Raw genomic sequence first — 17,500 nt, forward strand, 5'->3', positions numbered from 1 at the left:
GAGCAATGGAGGGACGCAGAAGGATAGAAGAAGCGTGCGATTGGTTGTGCACGTCCAAGCAGTTAGGCTGATAAGTAGGCAAATCCGCTTATCGTAAAGGCTGAGCTGTGATGGGGAAGCTCCTTATGGAGCGAAGTCTTTGATTCCCCGCTGCCAAGAAAAGCTTCTAGCGAGATAAAAGGTGCCTGTACCGCAAACCGACACAGGTAGGCGAGGAGAGAATCCTAAGGTGTGCGAGAGAACTCTGGTTAAGGAACTCGGCAAAATGACCCCGTAACTTCGGGAGAAGGGGTGCTTTCTTAACGGAAAGCCGCAGTGAATAGGCCCAAGCGACTGTTTAGCAAAAACACAGCTCTCTGCGAAGCCGTAAGGCGAAGTATAGGGGGTGACACCTGCCCGGTGCTGGAAGGTTAAGGAGAGGGGTTAGCGTAAGCGAAGCTCTGAACTGAAGCCCCAGTAAACGGCGGCCGTAACTATAACGGTCCTAAGGTAGCGAAATTCCTTGTCGGGTAAGTTCCGACCCGCACGAAAGGTGTAACGATTTGGGCACTGTCTCAACCAGAGACTCGGTGAAATTATAGTACCTGTGAAGATGCAGGTTACCCGCGACAGGACGGAAAGACCCCGTGGAGCTTTACTGTAGCCTGATATTGAATTTTGGTACAGTTTGTACAGGATAGGCGGGAGCCATTGAAACCGGAGCGCTAGCTTCGGTGGAGGCGCTGGTGGGATACCGCCCTGACTGTATTGAAATTCTAACCTACGGGTCTTATCGACCCGGGAGACAGTGTCAGGTGGGCAGTTTGACTGGGGCGGTCGCCTCCTAAAGTGTAACGGAGGCGCCCAAAGGTTCCCTCAGAATGGTTGGAAATCATTCGTAGAGTGCAAAGGCATAAGGGAGCTTGACTGCGAGACCTACAAGTCGAGCAGGGACGAAAGTCGGGCTTAGTGATCCGGTGGTTCCGCATGGAAGGGCCATCGCTCAACGGATAAAAGCTACCCCGGGGATAACAGGCTTATCTCCCCCAAGAGTCCACATCGACGGGGAGGTTTGGCACCTCGATGTCGGCTCATCGCATCCTGGGGCTGTAGTCGGTCCCAAGGGTTGGGCTGTTCGCCCATTAAAGCGGTACGCGAGCTGGGTTCAGAACGTCGTGAGACAGTTCGGTCCCTATCCGTCGTGGGCGTAGGAAATTTGAGAGGAGCTGTCCTTAGTACGAGAGGACCGGGATGGACGCACCGCTGGTGTACCAGTTGTTCTGCCAAGGGCATAGCTGGGTAGCTATGTGCGGAAGGGATAAGTGCTGAAAGCATCTAAGCATGAAGCCCCCCTCAAGATGAGATTTCCCATAGCGTAAGCTAGTAAGATCCCTGAAAGATGATCAGGTTGATAGGTTCGAGGTGGAAGCATGGTGACATGTGGAGCTGACGAATACTAATAGATCGAGGACTTAACCATATAATATGTAGCAAATGTTATCTAGTTTTGAAGGAATATGCCTTCAATAGTTTGGTGATGATGGCAGAGAGGTCACACCCGTTCCCATACCGAACACGGAAGTTAAGCTCTCTAGCGCCGATGGTAGTTGGGACCTTGTCCCTGTGAGAGTAGGACGTCGCCAAGCTATTTATATCATCGCGGGGTGGAGCAGTACGGTAGCTCGTCGGGCTCATAACCCGAAGGTCGCAGGTTCAAATCCTGTCCCCGCAACCAAATGGTCCCGTGGTGTAGTGGTTAACATGCCTGCCTGTCACGCAGGAGATCGCCGGTTCGAACCCGGTCGGGACCGCCATTTTATATAAAGAAAAGAACGAAACAAATTGTTTCGTATTTTTTTATTTGTTTTAACAAAAAACTAATAAAGACAGTCAAACTATCCTTAGGACAACTCCTAAGGACTTTTTTATATATTCAAAACCTGTATAATAAAGAGCAGAGAACATTGTGAGTAAAGTAGGTGAAGTCTGTGAGCAAATATGAAGTAACAACAAAATCTTCTGAGGAAACACAAAGGTTATCAGAAAAACTAGGTGAACTCGTAGAGGCACAAGATGTAATTATTTTAGAAGGAGATCTTGGAGCTGGTAAGACGACTTTTACAAAGGGACTAGCAAAAGGTCTTGGAGTGAAAAGAGTTGTAAATAGTCCTACCTTTAATATTATTAAAGAATATAAAGGAAGATTACCGCTATATCATATGGACGTGTATCGCTTAGCAGAAAGCGAAGAGGACTTAGGCTTTGATGAGTATTTCTACGGTGAAGGAATTACGGTAGTGGAATGGGCTCATTTAATAGAAGCATATTTACCGAATGAAAAGTTACAAATTAGTTTATTCCATGCGGGAGATGACACAAGAAAAATTATACTCGAGCCAATTGGAGATCGCTATATTAGATTATGTGAGGAGCTATTACAAGATGAAAGTACTAGCAATTGATACTTCAAATTACGTAATGGGTGTATCCCTTATTGAGGAAGGAAACGTGATTGGGGAAATTATTACAAATTTGACGAAAAACCATTCTGTACGTCTTATGCCAGCTGTAGAGCAACTGTTAAAAGAATGTGGTGTAAAACCGAAGGAATTAACTAAAATCGTAGTAGCTGCTGGACCTGGATCATATACAGGTGTTCGCATAGGCGTGACAGCGGCAAAAACATTAGCTTGGTCACTTCAAATACCAATTGTAGGTGTATCAAGTTTAGAGGTAGTAGCTGCAAACGGTGCTAACTTTAATGGGTTAATTTGTCCTTTATTTGATGGAAGACGTGGGCAAATTTATACTGGATTATATACATATGAAGGAGAGCAGTTAACTTCAATAGAAGAAGACCGAATTATTCTTATTGTGGACTGGTTGCAAATGTTAAAAGATAAAGGACAGCCTGTTTTATTTATCGGTAATGATGTTAAATTGCATAAAGAAATAATTATAGAACATTTAGGTGATCAAGCTGTATTCGCTCCGTTTACTAAAAATAATCCAAGACCAAGTGAGCTAGCATTCTTAGGGTTACAAAAAGAAGAACAAGATGTGCATACGTTTGTTCCGAGCTATCTTCGTTTAGCTGAAGCTGAAACAAAGTGGTTAGAAAGTCAAAACAAGTAGGGGCCTTGCAGAAGATGGATATGATATTTAGAAAGATGGAACTTGATGATATTGCTCAAATTGTAGCTATTGAAGAAGTATCTTTTTCAACTCCTTGGACTGCAGATGCCTTTCACCGTGAATTAACGATGAATGAACATGCACATTATATTGTGTTAGAAAAAGATGGTCGTGTAATCGGGTATTGTGGATTGTGGATAATTATTGATGAATCACATATAACAAATATAGCTATTTTGCCAGAATACCGAGGTCAAAAATTAGGAGATGCCTTATTGAAAGCAGTTATTTCAGAAGCGAAAGAACTAGGGGTAAAAACAATGACGCTTGAAGTACGTGTATCAAATGAAGTAGCAAAGCAGTTATACAAAAAATACGGATTTCAAAATGGTGGAATTCGTAAACGATACTATGCAGACAATCAGGAAGATGGTCTTGTAATGTGGGTGAATATATAATGGGAAAAAATACGATTATACTTGGGATTGAAACGAGCTGTGATGAAACAGCGGTAGCGGTTGTTAAAAATGGAACGGAAATTATTGCGAATGTCGTTGCATCACAAATTGAAAGTCATAAACGTTTTGGCGGCGTTGTACCAGAGATTGCATCCCGTCATCATGTAGAAGAAATTACAGTTGTGTTAGAAGAAGCTTTAAAAGAAGCAAACATCACATTTGATGATATTGATGCAATTGCTGTAACAGAAGGGCCTGGTTTAGTAGGAGCGCTTCTAATTGGGGTAAATGCAGCGAAGGCAGTAGCTTTTGCACATGATATTCCGCTAGTCGGTGTTCATCATATTGCTGGTCATATTTATGCGAACCGTTTAGTAAAAGAAGTTCAATTCCCGCTATTATCACTTGTTGTATCTGGTGGGCATACAGAACTTGTTTATATGAAAGAACATGGTTCATTTGAAGTAATTGGTGAAACGCGAGATGATGCAGCTGGAGAAGCATATGATAAAGTAGCTCGTACGTTATCTATGCCATATCCAGGTGGTCCTCATATTGATCGCCTTGCACATGAAGGAGAACCAACAATTGATTTGCCTCGTGCATGGCTAGAACCGGATTCATATGATTTTAGCTTTAGTGGATTGAAATCAGCAGTTATCAACACTGTGCATAACGCGAAACAACGTGGTATAGAAATTAAACCAGAAGATTTAGCGGCAAGTTTCCAAGAAAGTGTAATAGATGTACTTGTAACGAAAGCAGCTCGTGCAGCAGCAGCTTATAATGTAAAGCAATTACTTCTTGCTGGTGGAGTAGCTGCTAATAAAGGACTTCGTGCCCGATTAGAAGAAGAATTTGCACAAAAAGAAAACATTGAACTAATTATTCCACCGCTATCTTTATGCACAGATAATGCAGCAATGATTGCAGCGGCAGGGACAATTGCGTATGAACAAGGCAAGCGTGCAACATTAGCCTTAAATGCGAATCCAGGATTAGATATTGAAGCATAGTTATGCACATAATTAACCACAGCTTGTGGATAAAACCCATGTTATCTGTTGATAATGTGGGTTTTATTGTGTATATAAAGTGTTGGTAACTTTTTCGTTGGCTGTGGATAATGTGGAAAAGTTGGTTTAATAGTTATTTTATAAAGGTGGATATGTGTATAAACTTGTGGATAAACTAGATGAAGTCTGACCTTTGAGTGTATTGTTTTTCGGGAAATAAAAAGCAAGAAGATATCCCCGAAAAACATTTTTTAATATCCCTCCATTATAGAGGGTGCTGATATTGTCAATCCTTGTCGGTAAATCGATATTTCGTGTCGAATCGTTTATGTATATAGGGTTACGATAGATGTATTTGAAAAATCGTTGATATATTCCCAGTTACCATTGATATATCCAAAAAATTATTTATGTACTTAAAGAAAAAAGATGTCGCATAGTCAAAAATCATGACTGATGAGACATCTTCCTTATTTAAATACTCTTATACATGCAGCTCTTCCCACTCTGCCATACAAGTTTCAAGCTGTTCTTGTAGCGTTTGCTTTTTAGTTGTAATTTCACTAGCTTTTTCATAATCTGCATATATTTCTGGTAAGCAAAGTTGATCTTCTAACGTAGCAATTTCTTCTTCTAAGTTTACGATATTTTGTTCTAGCTCTTCAATTTTTCGAGTGCGTTGACGTTCTAATTGTTTACGCTCTTTTTCTTCGAGATAATTTAATTTTTCTTGAGCTACAGTTTTTTGAACAGGTGCCTGATTTTCTTGCTGTTCTTGTTGTTCAAATGCTGCACGTTCAATCATTTCATTTTTCTTCTCCACATAGTAATCGTAATCCCCTAAATATTCCTGTGCGCCTTCTGTTGATAACTCAACCACAGTCGTTGTTACACGGTTAATAAAGTAGCGGTCATGTGAGACAAATAGAAGAGTCCCTGGATAATCAATTAAAGCATTCTCTAAAATCTCTTTACTATTTAAATCAAGGTGGTTCGTAGGCTCATCCAGAATTAATAAATTTGACTTTTGCATCATAAGTTTCGCAAGAGCTAATCGAGCTTTTTGTCCGCCACTAAGGGAAGATACTGGTTTCAGTACATCATCTCCTGTGAATAAAAAATTCCCGAGTATAGTACGGATTTCTTTTTCAGGTTGCAGTGGATATTCATCCCATAGTTCATTTAAAACCCGTTTAGAAGATGTTAAGTTTGCTTGTTCTTGATCATAATAACCAACAGATACATTTGATCCGAAAGAAACATTACCATTTAATAGTGGTAACTTATTCACAATAGATTTTAATAATGTGGATTTCCCAATTCCGTTTGGACCAACTAAAGCAACACTATCTCCGCGAGTTAAGCGCATAGTTACGTGTTCAATTATAGGGTCCTCCTCATAGCCGATGGTCGCATCTTTTACTTGTAAAACATCATTTCCACTTTGTTTTTCAATATCAAAGTGGAATGATGCTGACTTAGAATCCCCTAATGGTCTCGTTAATAATTCCATTCTGTCTAGTTGTTTACGGCGACTTTGAGCACGTTTCGTTGTAGAAGCGCGAGCTATATTCTTTTGAACGAAGTCCTCAAGTTTTGCGATTTCATCTTGTTGTTTTTCGTAACGTTTCATTTCTTGATCATATAATGCTGATTTTAAGTCTAAATATTTACTGTAGTTACCAACAAATCGTCTGCTTTCTTTATTCGAAATTTCATATACTTGTGTAACGAGTTTGTCTAAGAAATAACGGTCATGGGAAACGATTAATATTGCGCCAGGATAACCTTGTAAATATTGCTCAAGCCATGTTAATGTTTCGATGTCTAAATGGTTTGTAGGCTCGTCCAAAATAAGTAAGTCTGGTTTTGTTAATAATAATTTTCCGAGAGCTAATCTTGTTTTTTGCCCGCCACTTAAAGTAGAGATCGTCGTCTGGTGTGTTTCAACTGGGAAGCCAAGGCCGCTTAAAATGGAGCGAATATCCGCTTCATATTGATATCCACCTTGATCTTTATAATTGAGTTGCAATTGGTCATAATCAGCTAACAATCTTTCATATGTAGCTTCGTTTGAAAAGTTTTCTTCTTTTCCCATTTCTTGCTCAAGCCTTCGAAGTTTTGTCTCCATTTGCTGTAAGTGGGTAAAGACGGTTAGCATTTCATCCCAAATTGTTAAAGACGTTTCTAGGCCGGTATTTTGAGCTAAATACCCGATTGAGACATCTTTCGGTTTTATAATTTCGCCACCATCATGTGATAACTCACCAGCGATAATTTTTAATAATGTAGATTTTCCAGCTCCATTCCTTCCAACTAATGCGATACGATCTTTTGTTTGTACTTCCAATTTTATGTTTGCAAGAATTGTTTCTGCACCGTATAATTTCGAAAGTCCATTTACTTGTAATAAAATCAATGTTTTCACCTCAAATAATTTCTTAACTTTGCCATGTTTATATTTCTCAATCATACTAAAAATAGTGTATAGTTTAAAATAAAGAGAGAATACTTCTTCTCTTTATTATACAAGGAATTTAATGAGTGCTAAACTTCTGTATTTGATTAAAGTATATGAATAAAGATAGGAAGAGAGGAGAGGTCATATGGATCAGCAAAAGATTCCACAAGCCACTGCTAAAAGATTGCCTCTATACTATCGATTTATCCAAAACTTATCTCTTTCTGGTAAGCAGCGTGTTTCATCGGCCGAATTGAGTGAAGCGGTAAAAGTAGATTCCGCAACAATACGAAGAGATTTTTCGTATTTTGGAGCGTTAGGGAAAAAGGGATATGGATATAACGTAAATTATTTATTATCATTTTTCCGCGAAACACTTGATCAAGATGATATAACGCGTGTAGCACTTATTGGAGTAGGTAATTTAGGGACCGCTTTCTTACATTATAATTTCACGAAAAACAATAATACAAAAATTGAAATGGCATTTGATGTTAGTGAAGAGAAAGTTGGAACAGAAATCGGGGGCATTCCTGTATATCATTTAGATGAATTAGAAGAGAGATTATCAAATGATATACAAGTGGCAATATTAACAGTACCGGCTACAGTAGCGCAAGCTGTAGCAGATAGGTTAGCTGAAACGAGCGTGCACGGTATTTTGAATTTTACACCAGCACGATTAAACGTATCAGAGAATATTAGAATTCATCATATTGATTTAGCTGTAGAGTTACAAACATTAGTTTACTTTTTGAAGAACTATCCACAATAAAACGCAGAGGAAGCGACCTCTGCGTTTTATTATTGTTTCTTCTTTGTGAATTTAACTAATATAAGGCGAAGTGCCAAATTAAAATCAATTGTTGCCATAACTGCAAATAGTATTGTCCACACATTCCAGATTGTATCTGTCACGTTCGTAATGGCGAAGCGTGTAAAGATACATCCAAGAAGGAAGTATAATGCAGCCATGAACAATGGTGAGTTTCTCATACAAAAAATCCTCCGATAAATCCTTGCATTTTTTCAGCTTCTTTAATCATTTCTTGAATTTGCTCATTGCTCATAAAAATTTGCCCAATAGCGACTAATGTATTCATCGCAACATGAGCTGCAATAGGAACGATAATGCGCTTCGATTTTACATATAAAAAGGCGAATACGAGCCCCATAGAAGTGTATACCAATAAGTGAGTAAAATCAAAATGAATTGCTGCGAATACAAGCGAACTAATGATAGCTGCAACGAAGAAATTAAACCTCTTATAAAGCGTGCCGAATAGAATTTTTCTAAATACGATTTCTTCTAAGATAGGTCCAATTATAGATACAACAATAAGGAACCAAGGTATCGTTCTTGCGATGTCCATTAGTCTGTCTGTATTCTCAGATCCACGTGGAACCCCTAATACATACATTTCAATCATACCTGCAATGGATTGTGAGATGATTGCTAAGAAGAATCCGATGAAAACCCATCCAATTGTAGCTGGAACAGAAGAGCGCGTTGCATCTAAATGCCTGTCACGAATATCTGTTCTAAGTAACCAAAGTACGATACATAATGCAACAAAGAAGCTAATAATTGCCCAGTGTCCCGTTATGATTTGTCCTTTTTCCTCAATGGTAAACCCTCTATTATCATAGAGTCCTGTTTTTAGGAGAAGTGGTAATCCAACAACGCCAGATAACTGCATTAAAATGTATGTAACGATAACCCACCAATATTGTTTTTTCAAATGGTTTAACCATCCTTTCTAACTATAGTGTATGAGATAAGTTAGGATAACATGTAAATATGCTACCTACGATATAAACCTCACTTAAATTATGTTTTTTTCGTAAATCCTTATTTGAAATTATAATAGAAGACAGGAGAAAGTTGTGTGTATAGCGAAAACAACTTAGGGTGTCCTTTCATATTGTAACATACGAGCAGTGGAAACAATGCTTCATATAGTAAAGGCGGTATTCTATATAGAAAGTTTATATAGTAATTTGCGAAAAAATTATGATTTTTTTACTTGCAAAAGAAATTGAGATTATTTATTATTATAAGTGTGTTAGCACTCGGGTGACTTGAGTGCTAATAAATAAAATTTACATAACAAAATGAGGAGGTTATTGTTCATGCTAAAGCCATTAGGTGATCGCGTTGTAATTGAGCTTGTTCAAGCAGAAGAAAAAACAGCAAGTGGTATTGTATTACCAGATACTGCAAAAGAAAAACCACAAGAGGGTAAAGTTGTTGCAGTAGGTACTGGTCGAGTGCTTGAAAATGGTGAGCGTGTTGCTTTAGAGGTAGCAGCAGGTGATCTTATCATCTTCTCAAAATATGCAGGTACTGAAGTGAAATATGAAGGTACAGACTACTTGATTTTACGTGAAAGTGACATTTTAGCAGTTATCGGTTAATTATATAAATCTTAAAAAATCCAAGGGGGTCAATTATTATGGCAAAAGATATTAAATTTAGTGAAGAAGCACGTCGTTCGATGCTTCGCGGTGTCGACACTCTTGCAAACGCAGTAAAAGTAACGCTTGGACCAAAAGGTCGTAACGTTGTACTTGAGAAAAAATTTGGTTCACCACTTATTACAAATGATGGTGTAACAATCGCAAAAGAAATCGAATTAGAAGATGCATTCGAAAACATGGGTGCGAAATTAGTAGCAGAAGTTGCTAGCAAAACAAACGATGTAGCTGGTGACGGAACAACAACTGCAACTGTATTAGCGCAAGCTATGATTCGTGAAGGTCTTAAAAACGTAACAGCTGGTGCTAACCCAATGGGTCTTCGTAAAGGTATCGAAAAAGCTGTTACTGCTGCAATTGAAGAATTAAAAACGATTTCTAAACCAATCGAAGGCAAATCTTCTATCGCACAAGTAGCTGCTATTTCTGCAGCTGACGAAGAAGTAGGTCAATTAATCGCTGAAGCAATGGAGCGCGTTGGTAACGACGGCGTTATTACTTTAGAAGAGTCTAAAGGATTCACAACAGAATTAGACGTAGTAGAAGGTATGCAATTTGATCGTGGATATGCATCTCCTTACATGATTACTGATTCTGACAAAATGGAAGCAGTTCTTGATAACCCATACATCTTAATTACTGACAAAAAGATTTCTAACATCCAAGAAATCTTACCAGTATTAGAGCAAGTGGTACAACAAGGTAAACCACTTCTTATCATTGCTGAAGATGTAGAAGGCGAAGCTTTAGCTACATTAGTAGTGAACAAACTTCGTGGTACATTCAATGTAGTAGCTGTTAAAGCTCCTGGATTTGGTGACCGTCGTAAAGCAATGCTAGAAGATATCGCAATCTTAACTGGTGGCGAAGTAATCACTGAAGAATTAGGTCGTGACTTAAAATCTGCTACAGTTGAATCTTTAGGACGTGCTGGTAAAGTTGTTGTTACAAAAGAAAACACAACTGTAGTTGAAGGTATTGGAAATACAGAGCAAATCGCAGCTCGCATTGGTCAAATTCGTGCGCAATTAGAAGAAACAACTTCTGAATTCGATCGTGAAAAATTACAAGAGCGTCTTGCGAAACTTGCAGGTGGCGTAGCAGTAATTAAAGTCGGTGCAGCAACTGAAACTGAGTTAAAAGAGCGCAAACTTCGCATTGAAGATGCACTTAACTCAACTCGTGCAGCAGTAGAAGAAGGTATCGTTGCAGGTGGTGGTACTTCACTTATGAACGTATACACGAAAGTAGCTTCTATTGTAGCTGAAGGCGACGAAGCAACAGGTATCAACATTGTACTTCGTGCACTAGAAGAGCCAGTTCGTCAAATCGCAATCAACGCTGGTCTAGAAGGATCTGTAGTTGTAGAGCGTCTAAAAGGCGAAAAAGTAGGTGTTGGTTTCAATGCAGCTACTGGCGAGTGGGTTAACATGCTTGAGTCTGGTATCGTAGATCCAGCTAAAGTAACTCGTTCTGCACTTCAAAACGCAGCATCTGTTGCAGCTATGTTCTTAACAACTGAAGCTGTAGTAGCTGACAAGCCAGAACCAAATGCACCAGCAATGCCTGACATGGGCGGCATGGGCATGGGCGGTATGGGCGGAATGATGTAATTCCGTTTGCCCTAAAAAACATCCATTTCTATATAGAAATGGATGTTTTTTTATGTTTTTTAGAAAAGGAAATGAATTTCTGTAGAATTTTGTCGCTTTCTCTCTTGACCATATAGATACTTCATTGTTAGAATCTAGGAAGATAATATAAAACGATCCTTCATATATCCTCAATGATATGGTTTGAGAGTCTCTACCGGGTTACCGTAAACAACCTGACTATGAAGGCAGTGTGTCTTATATTTATAAAGAGCGGAGACTATCTTTCTTTATAAAGCCAGACCCCTGCCTTTTCTTTGTTATGAGACTAGAGGCGGAGGACTGGCTTTTTTTATTATATTAGTAATGCTTTTCGCCAAATTGGTGAAAATATTTATATACGAGAACTAACGTTGGGGTGATTATTTTGAAGAAGCAACACGATACAATTATCGTTTTAGATTTTGGAAGTCAATACAATCAGTTAATAGCACGTCGAATTCGTGAGTTCGGTGTATACAGTGAACTTCATCCACATACAATTACTGCAGAAGAAATTAAAGCAATGAATCCAAAAGGGATTATTTTCTCTGGTGGACCAAATAGTGTATACGGTGAAGGTGCATTACATTGTGATGAAAAAATCTTTGAACTAGGTTTACCAATCTTCGGTATTTGTTATGGTATGCAGCTTATGACGCAACACTTCGGTGGGAAAGTAGAGCGTGCAAATCACCGTGAGTACGGAAAAGCTGTTCTTAAAGTAGAGAACGAATCAAAATTATATGCGAACCTTCCAGAAGAACAAGTTGTATGGATGAGTCATGGTGACTTAGTAACTGATTTACCTGAAGGATTCGTAGTAGACGCAACAAGTGAGTCTTGTCCAATTGCTGGTATGAGCAATGAAGAGAAAAACTTATACGGTGTACAATTCCACCCAGAAGTACGTCACTCTGAGCACGGTAACGATTTAATTAAAAACTTCGTATTCGGTGTATGTGGTTGTTCTGAAGGATGGAACATGGAGAACTTTATCGAAGTAGAACTAGAGAAAATTCGTGAAACTGTTGGAGACAAAAAAGTACTATGCGCACTTAGCGGCGGTGTAGACTCTTCTGTTGTAGCAGTATTAATTCATAAAGCAATCGGCGATCAATTAACATGTATTTTCGTTGACCATGGTTTACTTCGTAAAGGTGAAGCGGAAGGCGTTATGAAAACATTCAGTGAAGGCTTCCACATGAACGTTATTAAAGTGGATGCACAAGAACGTTTCATGAACAAGTTAAAAGGTGTAGAAGATCCAGAACAAAAACGTAAAATCATCGGTAACGAATTCATTTACGTATTTGATGATGAAGCATCTAAATTAAAAGGTATGGACTTCCTAGCACAAGGTACACTTTACACAGACATCGTTGAAAGTGGTACAGCAACTGCACAAACAATTAAATCTCACCATAACGTTGGTGGACTTCCAGAAGACATGCAGTTCAAATTAATTGAGCCTTTAAATACGTTATTTAAAGATGAAGTACGTGTATTAGGATCTGAACTAGGAATTCCTGATGAAATCGTATGGCGTCAACCATTCCCAGGTCCTGGTCTTGGTATTCGTGTATTAGGTGAAATCACAGAAGAGAAATTAGAAATCGTTCGTGAATCTGATGCGATTTTACGTGAAGAAATTATTAAAGCGGGCTTAGACCGTGAAATTTGGCAATACTTCACTGCGCTTCCTGGCATGCGTAGCGTAGGTGTTATGGGTGACGAGCGTACTTACGATTACACAGTAGGTATCCGTGCAGTAACATCTATCGATGGTATGACAGCTGACTGGGCACGTATCCCTTGGGACGTACTAGAGAAAATCTCTGTACGTATCGTAAACGAAGTAAAACACGTTAACCGTATCGTGTATGATGTAACGAGTAAGCCACCAGCAACTATTGAGTGGGAATAGTATTGTAATAAAAAAGATCCATCTATCATTCGTGAATAGATGGATCTTTTTGTTTTCGCCATTAATACGAACGAAATTATAAAAGTTTATAAAAATGTTCGTTTTTAAATTGACAAAAGTGCCTATGCGAGTTAATATGAGTATGTAATTCAAACGAAAAGTGAATATTATGCCGTCGTATAATATCGGGGATATGGCCCGAAAGTTTCTACCTAGCTACCGTAAATGGCTTGACTACGAGGCGTTTGTATAAAGATGAGGGGAAACTTGTCTTTGTTTATAGAACGCTTCCATGTATATATGCAATGGAAGCCTTTTTTATTTCTCGGGATAAAAGAGGGCTAGGAGAAATACGGCGAGTAATCATATAACGGGGGAAACGTAAGATGAAACGCTATTTTCAGTTTGATGAGCTCGGTACGAATTATAAGACTGAGTTCATAGCAGGGTTAACGACATTTCTATCTATGGCTTACGTACTGTTTGTCAATCCTGCTACGCTGTCGCTTGGAAATATTAAAGGGTTACCAGCAGGTACAGGGATGGATCCAGGTGCAGTATTCGTTGCTACGGCATTAGCGGCAGCGATTGGTTCGTTAATTATGGGTATTTTTGCGAAGTATCCAATTGCTTTAGCGCCAGGTATGGGAATTAACGCGTTCTTTGCTTATACAGCAGTGTTAACGATGGGTATTCCTTGGCAAACAGCAATTGCTGGAACATTAATGTCAGGTATTATCTTTATTATTCTTACAGCTTCAGGTATTCGTGAAAAAATTATTAATGCAATTCCATCAGAGTTAAAGTTTGCAGTAGCGGCAGGTATTGGATTATTCATTGCTTTCCTTGGATTCCAAAATGCCGGGATTATTGTGAAAAATGATGCTGTTCTTGTTGGGTTGGGGGACTTAACAAAGGGCACAACGTTACTAGCAATCTTCGGGGTTGTTACGACAATCATCTTCATGATTAAGAAAGTTAATGGTGCAGTATTTTACGGTATGATTCTTACAGCGATCTTAGGAGTGGCAACAGGATTAATTGATACTCCGAAAGCTGTAGTGGGAGCAATACCGAGTCTAGAACCAACGTTCGGTGCTGCGTTAACGCACTTCGGAGATATTTTCACTGTTCAAATGGGAATTGTTATTATAACGTTCTTCTTTATCGATTTCTTTGATACAGCAGGTACGCTTGTAGCGGTTGCAAATCAAGCAGGATTAATGAAGAACAATAAATTACCACGTGCAGGAAAAGCGTTATTTGCAGATGCGATTGCGACTGTAATTGGTGCGATCTTAGGTACATCAACAACAACGTCTTACATTGAATCGTCTGCAGGGGTAGCAGCAGGAGGACGTTCTGGATTTACAGCAGTTGTAACAGCAGGATTCTTCTTACTGGCATTATTCTTCTCGCCATTACTAAGTGTTGTAACGCCAGCTGTAACGGCACCAGCTTTAATTATTGTAGGAATCTTGATGGTTTCTTCCTTAGGGGAAATTGATTGGAAGAAATTCGAGATTGCAGTGCCAGCATTCTTTACAATTATCTCTATGCCACTTACGTATAGTATCGCAACTGGGATTGCGATTGGATTTATCTTCTATCCAATTACAATGGTTGTGAGTGGTCGTCGTAAAGAGGTTCATCCGATTATGTATGTTATGGGAGTTTTATTTGTACTATATTTCATCTACGTTCGTAAATAAAGTGAAACTTTAATCAGAGTGGGGGAAACCCCACCCTGATTATTAGTTGAACCAATCGGGCTTTTACGGGCAGTTGATCTGCCGCGTAACATCGTTGATTTGGGCAGTTTTTTGAAGTGGGAGTCTTACTGTCCGTTAATGCGGGATAAAAGGGGTTTTTTAAAAGGTCTAGACTTAAGGGGAGTCTAGACCTTTTTTGCGTCTTCAGAAAATCTTAAGGATTTCCGAGCGTTTTTCTTCAGAAGTTTTCCTATAATAGAAGTTAGGGATTAAAAAAGTGATGGGGGAGATATTGTGGCACACGAAACAATACTTGTCGTAGATGATGAAAAAGAAATTCGAAATTTAATTACAATCTATTTAAAGAATGAAGGATATAAAGTATTGCAAGCAGGAGACGGGGAAGAAGGATTACGTTTACTAGAAGAAAATGAAGTACATCTAGTCGTATTAGATATTATGATGCCGAAAGTGGATGGTATTCATATGTGTATGAAAGTAAGGGAAGCGAAAGAGATGCCTATTATTATGCTTTCTGCCAAAACGCAAGATATGGATAAGATTTTAGGATTAACAACAGGAGCAGATGATTACGTAACGAAGCCCTTTAATCCATTAGAGTTAATTGCACGAATTAAATCTCAGTTACGCCGTTATATGAAAATGAATGGTTTCGCTGTCCAAAATGAGGACGAGTTAGAAATTGGGGAGATGAAAATCAACATCTCGACCCATAAAGTTATTGTAGAGGGAGAAGAAGTGAAACTAACTCCGAGGGAATTTTCAATTTTAGAATTGCTAACTAGAAATCCAGGTATGGTGTTTAGTGCGGAGCAAATTTATGAAAAGGTGTGGAACGAACGATCTTTCCAGTCTGATAATACTGTAATGGTGCATATTCGAAAAGTGCGTGAAAAGATTGAGGAGAATCCAAGGAAACCTAGATATATAAAAACGGTATGGGGAGTGGGGTATAAGATTGAAAAAGATATTTAATCCGTTTACTTATGTTCGGAAAATTCGAGAATTAATTGGAAAGATAATAAAGAGCGTGAAACGGAGTATAAGGATTCAACTTATTACGGCGTTTACTGCTTGTGCGTTATTAGGTCTCTTTGTATCAACGAAGATAGTAGCACCTATTTTTGAAGATGCTAGCCAGCATGCTGAGATTAATTACAGAGATGGTATGGAGCAAATTAATCGTAAAGCTCAAAGTACAGCGGAAATGATGGTTGTTGAAAATAAATTAGATGCTGTACAAAACATGATAGAGCTAGAAAATGAGAATTTAGAGCAAGGGCATGATGCCTTTAAAATATTAGTTACTGACGAAAATGGTAAAGTTTTGTATAAAACGAAGCAAGCGCAAGAAGAACAAATTAATTTGCATAATACAATTCGTAATGCGACTTCATTTGCTATCAATTATTCAAATAATAATGATATTGAAAGATCAAGAAAAGAGTTCATTACATTCTCGCCTATTACAATTGAAGGTAAGAACTTATATATGTTTGTAAGCGGGATTCCTCAAGGGGAGGTAGTGTACTATAAAGTAGAAGGACCATTCCCGTTTTTAATGGGTGTTCTTGTATTCATTTTCTCTTTCTTCTATATAACAAAGAGAAAGATGAAGCAGATTGAAGCAATGGCACAAGGTGTAAAGGAAATAGAAAGAGGTAACTTAGCGTACCGCATTGAGAAAAAAGGTGAAGATGAGATTGCGTCTTTAACTGAGAATATTAATAATATGGCGGAAGAGCTTATGAATAATATAGAAAAGGAACGTAAATTAGAAAAGCAGAAAAATGAGCTTATCACAAATGTATCTCATGATTTGCGTACACCACTTACTTCTATTATGGGTTACTTACGATTACTTCGAGATTCTAAATATGAAAATAAAGAACAACATGATGAGTATACAAGAATTGCTTTTGTAAAGTCGGAGCAGTTAAAGAATTTAATAGAAGATTTATTTGAGTATACGAAGTTAACAAATGAACAAGTTGTATTAGAAAAACAAGAAGTATGTGTAAATGAGTTGCTTGAGCAATTAATAGAAGAGCTAGTACCGCAGGCGGAAGAACATGGACTTACGTTTGTTAAGAAGTTTCCTGAGGAACGTGCTTATGCATCGATTGATTCGGAAAAGATGGTTCGTGTATTTGATAATTTACTAATGAATGCGATTAAGTACAGTAAAGATGATGGAGAGATAAAAGTTTCTCTTCAAAGGCAGCGTAGGGATATACAAATTGTAATTGCGAATCATAGTGAAGAGTTTACGAGAGAAGAGTTAGCGAATTTGTTTGAACGTTTCTATAAGAAGGATCAATCTCGAAGTAGAGTAACGGAAGGGTCGGGACTTGGTTTAGCGATTGCGAAAAGTATTGTTGAGTTACAAGGTGGTAGTATTCGAGCGGAATATAGGGATGGTATTATTAAATTTATCGTCTCTTTACCAATTATAGAAAAATAATAAATGAATAGAATGATATGTGATAAAAAGGCTTATTTTAAAAGAAATAAGCCTTTTTATATTTTTTATAAAAACATATTGACGATTAGAGATTAGAGGTGTAATATAGAACAAGTCGCCGATGACATTAACATCGCAAGCGACAAATGAAATAAAAAACTTAGTTGACATTGAAAGATGAAAATGTTAACATAAGGAAGTCGCAAATGAGCGACCAA

General features: G+C 38.3%; 14 protein-coding genes, 2 tRNA genes, 2 rRNA genes and 2 riboswitches (1 of these 20 running past the window's edge). Of the genes, 15 read left to right on the forward strand and 3 right to left on the reverse strand.

Annotated features, from left to right (window positions below; genetic code table 11):
* The 8 genes from MHI26_RS01435 to tsaD all read left to right on the forward strand — a co-directional run.
* Positions 1 to 1,459, forward strand: a 23S ribosomal RNA gene (locus MHI26_RS01435); it begins 1,463 nt to the left of the window's first position.
* Between the two features lie 50 nt (positions 1,460 to 1,509).
* Positions 1,510 to 1,625: ribosomal RNA gene (rrf, locus tag MHI26_RS01440) — 5S ribosomal RNA — on the forward strand.
* A 12-nt stretch (positions 1,626 to 1,637) separates the two neighbouring features.
* Positions 1,638 to 1,714 (forward strand) — tRNA-Met (locus tag MHI26_RS01445).
* Between the two features lie 3 nt (positions 1,715 to 1,717).
* Positions 1,718 to 1,793, forward strand: a tRNA-Asp gene (locus MHI26_RS01450).
* 174 nt (positions 1,794 to 1,967) lie between these two features.
* Positions 1,968 to 2,441, forward strand: coding sequence for a tRNA (adenosine(37)-N6)-threonylcarbamoyltransferase complex ATPase subunit type 1 TsaE (gene tsaE / locus MHI26_RS01455; protein WP_000049642.1), 474 nt, complete (start codon positions 1,968 to 1,970; stop codon positions 2,439 to 2,441).
* The gene (gene tsaB, locus MHI26_RS01460; protein WP_000865770.1) at positions 2,422 to 3,114 is read left to right on the forward strand and encodes a tRNA (adenosine(37)-N6)-threonylcarbamoyltransferase complex dimerization subunit type 1 TsaB; all 693 of its coding nucleotides are present in this window, start codon (positions 2,422 to 2,424) and stop codon (positions 3,112 to 3,114) included. The genes tsaE and tsaB overlap by 20 nt, the downstream gene beginning before the upstream one ends.
* A 14-nt stretch (positions 3,115 to 3,128) precedes the next feature.
* Positions 3,129 to 3,572 (forward strand): ribosomal protein S18-alanine N-acetyltransferase, encoded by a 444-nt coding sequence (gene rimI / locus MHI26_RS01465; RefSeq protein WP_000367207.1) that lies wholly within the window; start codon positions 3,129 to 3,131, stop codon positions 3,570 to 3,572.
* Positions 3,572 to 4,588 (forward strand): tRNA (adenosine(37)-N6)-threonylcarbamoyltransferase complex transferase subunit TsaD, encoded by a 1,017-nt coding sequence (gene tsaD, locus MHI26_RS01470; protein WP_061667830.1) that lies wholly within the window; start codon positions 3,572 to 3,574, stop codon positions 4,586 to 4,588. The genes rimI and tsaD overlap by 1 nt, the downstream gene beginning before the upstream one ends.
* A 484-nt stretch (positions 4,589 to 5,072) precedes the next feature.
* On the opposite strand, the gene MHI26_RS01475 is transcribed toward tsaD, so the two are convergent.
* Positions 5,073 to 7,007 carry an ABC-F family ATP-binding cassette domain-containing protein gene (locus MHI26_RS01475; protein ID WP_000602179.1) on the reverse strand — a complete coding sequence of 645 codons (1,935 nt, stop codon included), beginning with the start codon at positions 7,005 to 7,007 and terminating at the stop codon, positions 5,073 to 5,075.
* A 187-nt stretch (positions 7,008 to 7,194) separates the two neighbouring features.
* Between MHI26_RS01475 and MHI26_RS01480 the strand changes: the two genes are divergently transcribed.
* Positions 7,195 to 7,824 (forward strand): redox-sensing transcriptional repressor Rex, encoded by a 630-nt coding sequence (locus MHI26_RS01480; protein ID WP_000372699.1) that lies wholly within the window; start codon positions 7,195 to 7,197, stop codon positions 7,822 to 7,824.
* Positions 7,825 to 7,853: 29 nt separating this feature from the next.
* Here MHI26_RS01480 and MHI26_RS01485 read toward each other — a convergent pair whose 3' ends face one another.
* Both MHI26_RS01485 and MHI26_RS01490 read right to left on the reverse strand, forming a co-directional pair.
* The gene (locus MHI26_RS01485) at positions 7,854 to 8,045 is read right to left on the reverse strand and encodes a YdiK family protein (protein WP_001246204.1); all 192 of its coding nucleotides are present in this window, start codon (positions 8,043 to 8,045) and stop codon (positions 7,854 to 7,856) included.
* Positions 8,042 to 8,791: a CPBP family intramembrane glutamic endopeptidase gene (locus MHI26_RS01490; protein ID WP_061667828.1), complete on the reverse strand. Its 750-nt coding sequence runs from the start codon at positions 8,789 to 8,791 to the stop codon at positions 8,042 to 8,044. Before MHI26_RS01490 ends, MHI26_RS01485 begins: the two co-directional genes overlap by 4 nt.
* A gap of 391 nt (positions 8,792 to 9,182) precedes the next feature.
* Between MHI26_RS01490 and groES the strand changes: the two genes are divergently transcribed.
* The 6 genes from groES to MHI26_RS01520 all read left to right on the forward strand — a co-directional run bounded on the left by groES (position 9,183) and on the right by MHI26_RS01520 (position 17,282).
* Complete coding sequence (gene groES / locus MHI26_RS01495; protein WP_000917311.1) at positions 9,183 to 9,467, forward strand: co-chaperone GroES; 285 nt, start codon at positions 9,183 to 9,185, stop codon at positions 9,465 to 9,467.
* A 38-nt stretch (positions 9,468 to 9,505) separates the two neighbouring features.
* Positions 9,506 to 11,140: a chaperonin GroEL gene (gene groL, locus MHI26_RS01500; RefSeq protein ID WP_001029992.1), complete on the forward strand. Its 1,635-nt coding sequence runs from the start codon at positions 9,506 to 9,508 to the stop codon at positions 11,138 to 11,140.
* Positions 11,141 to 11,280: 140 nt separating this feature from the next.
* A riboswitch (purine riboswitch) is annotated at positions 11,281 to 11,382 on the forward strand.
* 164 nt (positions 11,383 to 11,546) lie between these two features.
* On the forward strand, positions 11,547 to 13,085 hold the full coding sequence (guaA, locus tag MHI26_RS01505; protein ID WP_141526936.1) for a glutamine-hydrolyzing GMP synthase: 1,539 nt from the start codon (positions 11,547 to 11,549) through the stop codon (positions 13,083 to 13,085).
* A gap of 155 nt (positions 13,086 to 13,240) precedes the next feature.
* Positions 13,241 to 13,342: riboswitch (purine riboswitch) on the forward strand.
* A gap of 129 nt (positions 13,343 to 13,471) precedes the next feature.
* Complete coding sequence (locus MHI26_RS01510) at positions 13,472 to 14,797, forward strand: NCS2 family permease (RefSeq protein ID WP_000833074.1); 1,326 nt, start codon at positions 13,472 to 13,474, stop codon at positions 14,795 to 14,797.
* Between the two features lie 294 nt (positions 14,798 to 15,091).
* Positions 15,092 to 15,793 (forward strand): response regulator transcription factor, encoded by a 702-nt coding sequence (locus MHI26_RS01515; protein WP_000929886.1) that lies wholly within the window; start codon positions 15,092 to 15,094, stop codon positions 15,791 to 15,793.
* The gene (locus tag MHI26_RS01520) at positions 15,777 to 17,282 is read left to right on the forward strand and encodes a sensor histidine kinase (protein WP_000719240.1); all 1,506 of its coding nucleotides are present in this window, start codon (positions 15,777 to 15,779) and stop codon (positions 17,280 to 17,282) included. The genes MHI26_RS01515 and MHI26_RS01520 overlap by 17 nt, the downstream gene beginning before the upstream one ends.
* The last annotated feature ends 218 nt before the right edge of the window (positions 17,283 to 17,500 follow it).

It is taken from the genome of Bacillus sp. FSL K6-1218, assembly GCF_038006445.1.
Lineage (GTDB): Bacteria > Bacillota > Bacilli > Bacillales > Bacillaceae_G > Bacillus_A > Bacillus_A thuringiensis_S.